General features: G+C 37.2%; 8 protein-coding genes. 7 read left to right on the top strand and 1 reads right to left on the bottom strand.

Going from position 1 to position 9,537, the window contains the following annotated elements:
* Positions 1-279: 279 nt before the first annotated feature.
* The gene (locus BIV60_RS03520; RefSeq protein WP_071354336.1) at positions 280-954 is read right to left on the bottom strand and encodes a GntR family transcriptional regulator; all 675 of its coding nucleotides are present in this window, start codon (positions 952-954) and stop codon (positions 280-282) included.
* Between the two features lie 209 nt (positions 955-1,163).
* Between BIV60_RS03520 and BIV60_RS03515 the strand changes: the two genes are divergently transcribed.
* The 7 genes from BIV60_RS03515 (at position 1,164) to BIV60_RS03485 (ending at position 9,093) form a co-directional block, all read left to right on the top strand.
* Positions 1,164-1,964, top strand: a complete 801-nt coding sequence (locus BIV60_RS03515) for a transporter substrate-binding domain-containing protein (RefSeq protein WP_071354335.1) — start codon at positions 1,164-1,166, stop codon at positions 1,962-1,964.
* A 50-nt stretch (positions 1,965-2,014) separates the two neighbouring features.
* Entirely contained in the window at positions 2,015-3,178 is a 1,164-nt protein-coding gene (locus tag BIV60_RS03510) for a saccharopine dehydrogenase family protein (RefSeq protein WP_071354334.1), read from the top strand.
* 58 nt (positions 3,179-3,236) lie between these two features.
* Positions 3,237-3,899 carry an amino acid ABC transporter permease gene (locus tag BIV60_RS03505; RefSeq protein WP_071354333.1) on the top strand — a complete coding sequence of 221 codons (663 nt, stop codon included), beginning with the start codon at positions 3,237-3,239 and terminating at the stop codon, positions 3,897-3,899.
* 32 nt (positions 3,900-3,931) lie between these two features.
* The gene (locus BIV60_RS03500; RefSeq protein WP_071354337.1) at positions 3,932-4,675 is read left to right on the top strand and encodes an amino acid ABC transporter ATP-binding protein; all 744 of its coding nucleotides are present in this window, start codon (positions 3,932-3,934) and stop codon (positions 4,673-4,675) included.
* Positions 4,676-5,120: 445 nt separating this feature from the next.
* Entirely contained in the window at positions 5,121-6,218 is a 1,098-nt protein-coding gene (locus tag BIV60_RS03495; protein WP_071354332.1) for an aromatic ring-hydroxylating oxygenase subunit alpha, read from the top strand.
* 82 nt (positions 6,219-6,300) lie between these two features.
* Complete coding sequence (locus BIV60_RS03490; RefSeq protein ID WP_071354331.1) at positions 6,301-7,734, top strand: amino acid permease; 1,434 nt, start codon at positions 6,301-6,303, stop codon at positions 7,732-7,734.
* Between the two features lie 24 nt (positions 7,735-7,758).
* A complete protein-coding gene (locus tag BIV60_RS03485) occupies positions 7,759-9,093 on the top strand; it encodes a flavin monoamine oxidase family protein (protein WP_071354330.1) in 1,335 nt (444 codons plus the stop codon).
* The last annotated feature ends 444 nt before the right edge of the window (positions 9,094-9,537 follow it).

Genomic DNA, 9,537 nt, shown 5'->3' with positions numbered 1-9,537 from the left:
AATTAACTGTATAATAACATTATGGTTTATTTACGTCAATATTTATGAAAATTTTCCTTTATTAAGGCTCTTTTCGTAAACTTTGTTGCTTTTGGACCTTAATAAGGGTCAAATACTTAAGTTTCTAGGCAATTTTCGCAAATGTTCTTACGAAAAGATGCCACGAAGCATTTAGTTATACGGGTTGATGAACTTATACGAAAAACAACAATCTATGCGAAAATAGCCTTCACGAAAATAAAATCCGCTGTCATGTATGACAACGGATCAATCTCATAATTAAAAAATTTCATCTAGGTCCTTGTATCCATTAAATCGAATATCGATACTGTTAATTGAATGTTTAAAATGGTTTTCCAAGGCAATTTTTAATCCAGTTTCATCTTTATTTTGTATTAATTGCAGTAAATATCTATGTTCGTCTGGGCTATATGGTTCTTGCCCGGGATTCGAGAAGAATTCATCAAAAAGAATAAGATAGATATTTGTTTGATTAATTAGTCTTTCAATAAACTCATTCAAAAATTTATTATCGCATTTTTTTGTAATGGCAATATGAAAAGCTTTATTAGCAACAACAAATTCCTCAGAATTATGATTAATAAGGCTCTTTTTTTCATCTTCAATGATTCTATTTATATGATTATAATCATTTTCGTCCATAACATGCATGGATTTTTTTACAGCCAAATATTCCAAATTTGCCCGGAGTTCATAGGCTTGAATAACCTCATCTTTGGAAGGACTTGTTACAAAGGCACCACGATTGGGAATCAAATCAACAAATCCCTCATTAGATAATTTTTTAATCGCATTTCGAATCGGTGTTCGGCTTACTCCTAAAGTATTTGAAATATTATGTTCTACTAATTGTTTCCCTGGGGCAAGCTTACGGGCTAATATAGCAGTTCTGAGTTTATTATATACATGCTGCTCTACTGTTTTTTCCTTCATCTAATCCTTCACCCACTCTATTTTATTTTATCATACTATTAATTTTAAATATTCAAAAAACATTGACAACTATATTAACCGAGTATACACTATGATTAATTGTACTACAATTTTGGACAACAAAATAGTCGTCCAAAAATTAAAAGAAAGGATAAGTAAAGAATTTTTAGTTGCGAGCGTTACCGACCAAAATATAAGGAGGAATTTATTTGAAAAAGAGTTTACTTTTATCAATTGTTGCACTTTTGATGATCGGTGTCCTAGCAGCGTGTAGCGGGAAAGAAGCTAGTGGAACTAGTAAAAATGGAGTTTTAGACAGAGTAGAAAAAACAAAAGTATTAAAAGTAGGATTTGAAGGAACCTATCCACCTTTCAACTTTTTAAATGATAACCAAAAGTACGATGGTTTTGATGTAGATATTTCAAACGAAATTGCCAAACGATTAGGGGTAAAGACAGAATTTGTCGCTACGAAGTGGGATAGTCTGCTTGGCGGGTTAAAATCGGATAAATTTGATATTATTATCGGCCAAATGACGGTAACGGACGAACGAAAAAAGAGTGTTGACTTCACCAGCCCATATGTTGTAACAGGATCGGTATTAGTAACGAGAAAGGATACCAATAATATTACGAAGTTAGAAGATATTAAAGGGAAAAATGTTGGGGTAGGCGGAGGAACGACGTTTGAGGAAGTAGCTAGAAGCGTAGATGGATCAAACGTTAAATTGTATAAATCTGTAAACGATTATATTGCAGACTTAATGAATAAACGATTAGACGTAATCATTAATGACCAGTTATTAATGAGTTACAATATTAAAGCGAAAAATTTACCAATTAAAATTACAAGCGGTATTTTAAATAAAGATGAAATTGGGATGGCTGTGAAAAAAGATAATAGCGATTTTGTGAAGAAAGTAAATACGATTATAGCTGATATGAAAAAGGATGGAATATACAATCAGATTTATAAAAAATGGTTTGGTACAGAACCTTTAGAAAAATAATTATGTGCAGTCAGGGAAATTAAAAAATAGGCTAATAGGAGGGCAAAACCATGCGCGCAGCTGTATTAGGTACTGGAATGATTGGTACAACCGTTGTGAGTGAACTTGCGAAATTTACAACGATTGATACTGTTACTGCAGTCGATGTCAATCAAAATAGTGTAAACAAATGTTTGGAAATCGCTAATAATTCAAAAGTTATCGGGAAATGTGCTTCATTAGAAACGGTGGAAGATATTACAAAAATTCTACAAGATGTAGATGTAGCCGTTGCCTGTTTACCACATTCATTAAGTTTACCTGCTATTAAAGCGGCAATTTTGGCGAAATGTCATCTAGTGGACCTGGTAGGATCTAAGTATGAAGAAAAAAAAGAATTAGATAAACAGGCTAAAGATGCAGGAGTCATAATCATGCCAGGGTGTGGGGTGGCACCAGGTATTACAAACTTTTTAGCTGCACAAGGAATTGAAATGCTCGACGAAGCAGATGAAGCTGTTATGATTTGCGGTGGAATCCCCAGATACCCCAAACCTCCTTTATGGTATCAAGTAGTTTTTCGGCTTGAAAGTGTGTTGGGACTTTACACAAGACCTGCACGTGCTGCTGAAAATGGGAAGCTTGTCGAATTCCCGCCTCTTTCAGGTTTAGAAACAGTGAATTTTCCGGAACCAGTAGGGGTGTGTGAAGCAGTTATTACGGACGCCCATAGTACGGCCTATACATTGAAAGATAAAGTAAAAAAATTATATGAAAAAACGGTTCGCTACGAAGGCCATTGGAGGAAGATGGATACTTTGAAAGAATTGGGCTTTTTTGCTGAGGAACTAATTGAAGTGAATGGAAACTATTTAAGCCCACGTGCCCTAACAGAAAAAATATTGGTTCCAAATATGAAAGGAGAATCGAAAGAGGATATTACTGTATTAAGGGTAGAGGTTAGCGGTCAAAAAGACTGGCAGCAGGTAAAATATACCTGGGAAATGGTTGATTTTTATGATCATGAACGAAATATTACCTCAATGGCTAAAACGACTGCTATCCCGGCAATGTTGCTGGCCAACTGGATTGCTGCTAAGAAAATTACAGAAGTAGGTATTGTTCCAATCGAAAATGTCATAATCGGTGAACGGTTTAACCCGTTTATGGAAGAGTTAAAACAATTAGGAATAGAGATTGCCTTCCGAAAAGACGTCCTAATACAAAATCATTAATGATTTACATTTTTTACAGTTTCACAGATTGATTGTTTGTTAGACGGGAGGAAAATACATGGATTTTTCAATTATTATCGAATCCCTGCCAGCATTACTTAATGCTACATTAATGACGATTTTTTTAGCTGTCGTTTCCATTTTAATCGCTCTCGTCCTTGGATTTTTCACAGCATTAGCAAGGATTTCCAATTTAAAACCTTTGGTTAAATTGGCTGCCTTTTATGTTTCCATTTTCCGTGGAACTCCATTACTCGTGCAAGTATTCGTTATTTATTATGGACTGCCACAAATAGGTATAGAAATGGAACCGATCCCTTCTGGAATTCTTGCGTTGAGTCTAAATGCGGGAGCGTATTTGTCTGAATCCTTCCGTGCTTCCATAATATCGATTGATAAGGGTCAAATGGAAGCATCTGTTTCATTAGGGATGACGTATAGTCAAGCCCTTAGAAGAATTATTTTGCCGCAAAGTCTTCGTATTGCTATTCCAACTATGTCAAACACATTTATCATTCTAATTAAAGATACATCCCTAATATCGGTTATTACCGTTACAGAATTATTGCAGATGTCCTCATTACTCATTGCTAAAACATTTGAACCATTAACGATTTATTTATTGGCAGCTGCACTGTATTGGGTACTTATTGCCTTTTTCTCAAGGTTATTAGACAAACTTGAAAAACGGACATCTCAGCATATAACAGTTGGGAATTAAATGAAAAATACTGGGAGGTGATGAGGATGAGTATTATTCAGTTGCAAAATTTAAAAAAGAGATTTGGTGAGCATGAGGTCCTTCATGGCATCGATCTTACCGTAAATAAAAGTGAAGTCGTGGTCCTTATGGGACCGAGCGGGTCGGGGAAATCCACACTTTTGCGCTGTTTAACATTTTTAGAGGAACCCTCTGAAGGGATTATTAAGATTGGTAAACATATGTTACCAGCAGGGGAAAAGTTGACCCGAAAGCGAAAAAATGAAATCAGGTTATTACGGCAAAGCACAGGGTTTGTTTTTCAGCAATTTAATCTATTTCCCCATAAAACGGCCATTGAAAATGTGATGGAAGGGCCTATTGTAGTACAAGGTGTAAATCGGGAAGACGCAAGAAAATTGGCTCAAACACTTCTAGAAAAAGTAGGTTTGGGAGAGCGTTGTAACCATTACCCTTTGCAGCTTTCCGGTGGACAACAACAGCGAGTGGCAATAGCACGTGCATTATCAATGAAACCAATGGTAATGCTTTACGATGAGCCTACATCCGCATTAGATCCTGAACTAGTAAGAGAGGTTCTTCAGGTAATGAAGGATCTAGCACAAGAGGGAATGACCATGGTAGTAGTTACCCATGAAATGCAATTTGCAAAAGAAGTAGCGGACCGTGTTATTTTTATGGATGGCGGAGTCATTATCGAGCAAGGGTCTTCAGAAGAGATTTTCAATCATCCAAAGGAAGAAAGGACGAAAAGGTTTCTGATGAAGGTAATATAAATACAGTAGTAATCACAGAATACTTCGGGGCCCTGCAAGTAGATTTATGCTGGGTCCTGAATGTTTTTATTATATTAATTGTAAATATTCCACAGACTTAGCGTGAATCTTTACCTCATTTTCTGTAAAAAGAATCCGTTTAAACGTCAACCAAAAAATAAAGAGTTGGTGACCAAACTTTGATTTCTCAACTCTTACGATTACCAATATACAAAGTGATGTAAATTATACATAAAAGTTTGTAAGAATTTATCCTAGTTTTTTGGGAGGATTGCACAAAACTCTTCCTTAAATCCAATATCTTTCGTAGAATTTAGTGAAACAACACAAATCCTCGACCACCGATTTCTATTTTTTTAGTTAAACTGTACATATGATTCAGAATATTTTTAATTTAAAATTACCTTATTGTGATGATATCAATTATAAAAAGGAGGTTATGCTCATGAACAAAAAAGAAGTAAGAGTTAGTGAAAATTTAAGTGAAGCCCATACATTACCCTCATGGCTCTATACAAAGCCTGAAGTTTTGGAAGTAGAAAAAAGAGAAATTTTTTGCAAGACTTGGCAGTATGTCGGTCATATTAGTCAAGTATCAAAATCGGGTGATTATTTTACCACCGAAGTAGCTGATCGTCCGATCATTGTAAGCTGCGGGCAGGATGGAGAAATAAAAGCTTTCTACAATGTCTGTACACATCGTGCAGCTAAATTAGTAGAAGGGGAAGGGAATAAATCGGTCTTTACATGCCCTTATCATGCCTGGACCTTTCGCACAGATGGTTCCCTCTTAAGAGCGCCAAATATGGGGGGCTGTGAAAATTTTGATTACCAGGATTTTTGTTTAAAAACCATTCAACTAGAAATCATTCATTCTTTTATTTTTGTGAATTTAGACCCCGATGCTCCTACTATGGCATCTCAATTTCCTGACCTCTTTAAACACGTTGAAAAATATGATCTGAGCAAATTAAAAAGAATGCGCGTAAAAGAAACCATTTGTAAATCAAACTGGAAAATTGGGATTGATAATTACCTAGAATGCGATCATTGCTCCATTGTCCATAAAACGCTAGTTTCTAAGCTTAATATGAAACTATACGAGATGGAGATGCAAGAATACTATTCTTATCAAGGTACTCCGTTAAAAGGAAAAAATAGTGATTTTGGACTCGGTCAAGGTGGGAAATATTATTGGCTCTATCCAAACACTTGGTTTTCTTTTGATCCTGGTCCTGCAAATTTATCCATCCACCAATCCATACCAATTGACCATAAAACCACGAAGTATGTTTATACGACATTTTTCATGACAGACGAAATTACCGAAGAAGAGGAAGAATTAATGGCAATGGATCAATTGGTAAGAAAAGAGGATCTGGATATTTGTGAAGTGGTGCAAAAAGGAATCGAAACAGGTGTCTATACTCAAGGTAGATTTTCCCTTACTGAAAACTTGGTTCATCAATTTCATTTGCTGATGCAGAGGGATTTAGAAACCGTCCTCCCACTGCAATCTGTAAATCCATCCAAGACTTATTAAGAGATAGTTTCTATCGCATAATCATCACCACTGTGTAAGCGCTTCCGTAATGAAAATTTTTTTGTGGAAGATAGGTGAGAGAATGGTCAATAAAAACGAAAAGCAAGTGGAATTAAAACGGACGATGAAGAGCAGGCATTTGTTTATGATGTCTTTAGGAGGAATCATTGGAACAGGACTTTTTCTCGGGTCTGGGTACGCAATCGGTGAGGCCGGTCCATTTGGAGCTATCTTGGCATATTTAGTCGGAGGCTTACTCATGTATTTGGTCATGGTTTGTTTAGGGGAATTATCAGTGGTCATGCCTGTTTCGGGATCTTTCCAAGCCCATGCGACAAAATTTATTGGTCCAGCTACAGGTTTCGTAGTTGGCTGGGTTTACTGGTTGAGTTGGGCAATGTATGTAGGACTTGAATTTACCGCTGCAGGAGTATTAATGAAACGATGGTTTCCGGATGTTCCTGTCTGGATTTGGTGTGCAATCTTTATCATCCTTCTCTTTTCAATCAACTCACTTACAACAAAAACGTTCGCTGAAACAGAGTATTGGTTTGCAGGGATTAAAGTTTTTGCGGTGCTTATGTTCATTATTGTTGGGTTAGGAGCAATTTTTGGCGTTATACATCTTAAACATGCATCCACACCATATTTAACCCATTTCCTTGGTGATGGGCTATTCCCTGCCGGTATGGTCGGTATTTTTGTATCGATGATGAGTGTAATTTATGCTTTTCAAGGGTCGGAAATAATGGGGGTCGCCGCAGGGGAAACGGAAGAGCCGGAAAAAAATATCCCACGGGCGATTCGAAATATTGTTTTCCGTATTTTAATATTTTATGTGCTGGCAATGTTTGTTTTATCTGCCCTTGTTCCATGGAAAAAAGCAGGCGTTCTTGAAAGCCCGTTTGTTACCGTTTTTGATATGGTAGGAATTCCTTATGCCGCTGATATTATGAATTTCGTTATTTTAACGGCGATTCTTTCCGTTGGTAATACTGGATTGTTTGCTTGTACACGGGTAATGTTTTCGTTGGCGGAAAATGGAATGGCTCCAAAAGCGCTTGGAAAAATAAACAAACGTGGGATCCCATTTAATGCATTATTAGTAACCTTAGTTTTTGCACTACTATCCCTTCTTTCAAGTGTGGTTGCTGCTGATACCTTATTTGTTGTGCTGCTTGCTGTTAGTGGAATAGGCGGAACACTGACATGGTTAACCATTGCAGTTGCCCAAATGGGTTTCCGAAAGCAATACATGAAAAATGGCGGTAAAGTTGAAGATTTAAAATATAAGGTTCGATTCTATCCATTTGTTCCGATTCTGTGTATTATTATGTGCTTATTCATTTTTGGCTTTATGGCATTTGATCCCACACAACGTTCCTCATTATATTGGGGTTTTGGGTTTATTGCTGCCTGCTACTTATATTATTACCTTTGGTTCAAACGCAGAAAAATTATGCTTCCAATTCATCAAGAAACTAAAGCCATTGGTATAGAGACAGAGAAAATCTAATTATTGTATTGGGAGGATTGAAGAATGGGAAATTTAAAAGATTACGATGTTATTATAGTGGGTGGTGGATTTTCTGGACTTACCGCTGCAAGAGAACTTAGTCAATTAGGACATAAAGTCCTGATACTGGAGGCGCGGGACCGGATCGGCGGAAGGACATGGGTTGATAGCCGTTTGGGATTTGAGCTTGAAATGGGCGGAACCTATGTTCATTGGCATCAGCCGCATGTTTGGACAGAAATCACCCGCTATGGCCTGGAACTAGCTACTGGTCCAAAAACTGAAAAGGTATATTGGATTTCAGAAGGTAAAACCCAATGTACTCCGGTGTCCGATTTTAAAAATAAGCTGAGAAATACAGTTGAAAGGTTAATGAGCGAGAGCATGAAATATATGCCATTGCCATTTGACCCTTTACATTCCCCTGATTTTAAAGAATTGGATGGGGTTACTGCGGCCCAGTTTATGAAGGATTTTGGCCTCACGCAAGAGGAATATGACATTTTGCACGGTTGGGTGGCCTCCGATTACTGCGGTGCACCTGAAGAGGGTGCTGTGACACAAATCTTCCGCTGGTGGATTTTTTCACAAGGGAATTGGGATACCCATAGTGCGATGATATCCAGTTACCGCTTGAAAAAAGGAACTAAAGCATTAATCGAGGCAATGGCTGCCGATGCAAAGGCTGATATAAGACTCTCAACGATTGTGAAAAAAATTGAGCATGATGAAAAATCAGTGAAGGTTTCTACATCAGACGGGAATTCTTTCAAAGGAAAAGCTGTTATTGTTACCGTTCCGCTTTCAACGCTGCAGGATATCGATTTTGTTCCGGCCCTGTCTCGGGAAAAACAAGCTTCTTCTAAAGAGGGTCAAACTGCTAAAGGAGTGAAAGTTTGGGCACAAGTGAAGGGGAAATACGAACCATTTGATGCTCTGGCACCTGGAAAATATCCGTTGAATTCTGTTCATGTAGATCGTTATTTAGGGGAAGACACGATTGTGGTGGGATTTGGTCCAAGCGCGGCCATGCTTAACCCGAATGACAGGGCTGGAGTAGAGTTGGCATTACAGCATTGGATTCCGGATATTGAAGTAATAGAGAGCACGGGCCATGATTGGGTAAATGATGAGTTTTCTAGAGAAACATGGCCGATGTTGAAACCTAACCAGCTAACTTCCTATCATAAAGAATGGAATACACCTGAAAATAATGTATTTTTGGCCGGGACTACATATGCAAATGGCTGGGCAGGATTTATTGACGGGGCAATCGAGAGTGGTATTACGACGGGCAGAAAAGTCCATAAGCACCTGGCGAGGGACGGAGTATGGAATCGTGAGTTTCTTTTGAAATAGGTTAATTTTGCAGGGAAGAATTAAATAGTAAGTTCTAATACATGGGAGTTTTATCTCGTGTATTTTTTTATTCTTTAATGAGTTATTAGAAAATCTTTAAAAAGGTGAAAATTTTTATTGCAAAATTACATGAGCGGAGTTAAGATATAAAAGCAACTTTAAAAACCTTGTTTTTAGAGATTATATTCAAATTTAAATTTCATCTTTCGTGAAAAAAGTTGTTGACTTTTAAGTTGATATCTTAGTATAATAATAAAGTCGCTTCTGAGCGAATGATAAAAAAAGATAAATTGTTCTTTGAAAACTAAACAAACAAAAACGTCAACAAACAATAATTATTCATTTCATTTATTGAAGTGAAGCCATCGTAAAATTCGAGCTACATCAACTTTCTTGGAGAGTTTGATCCTGGCTCAGGACGAACGCTGGCGGCGTGCCTAATAC

The sequence above is a fragment of the Bacillus sp. MUM 116 genome (genome assembly GCF_001866655.1).
GTDB lineage: Bacteria > Bacillota > Bacilli > Bacillales > Cytobacillaceae > Neobacillus.
Note: the sequence above shows the minus strand (reverse complement) of the source record. Positions and strands in the feature narration are given on the sequence as shown.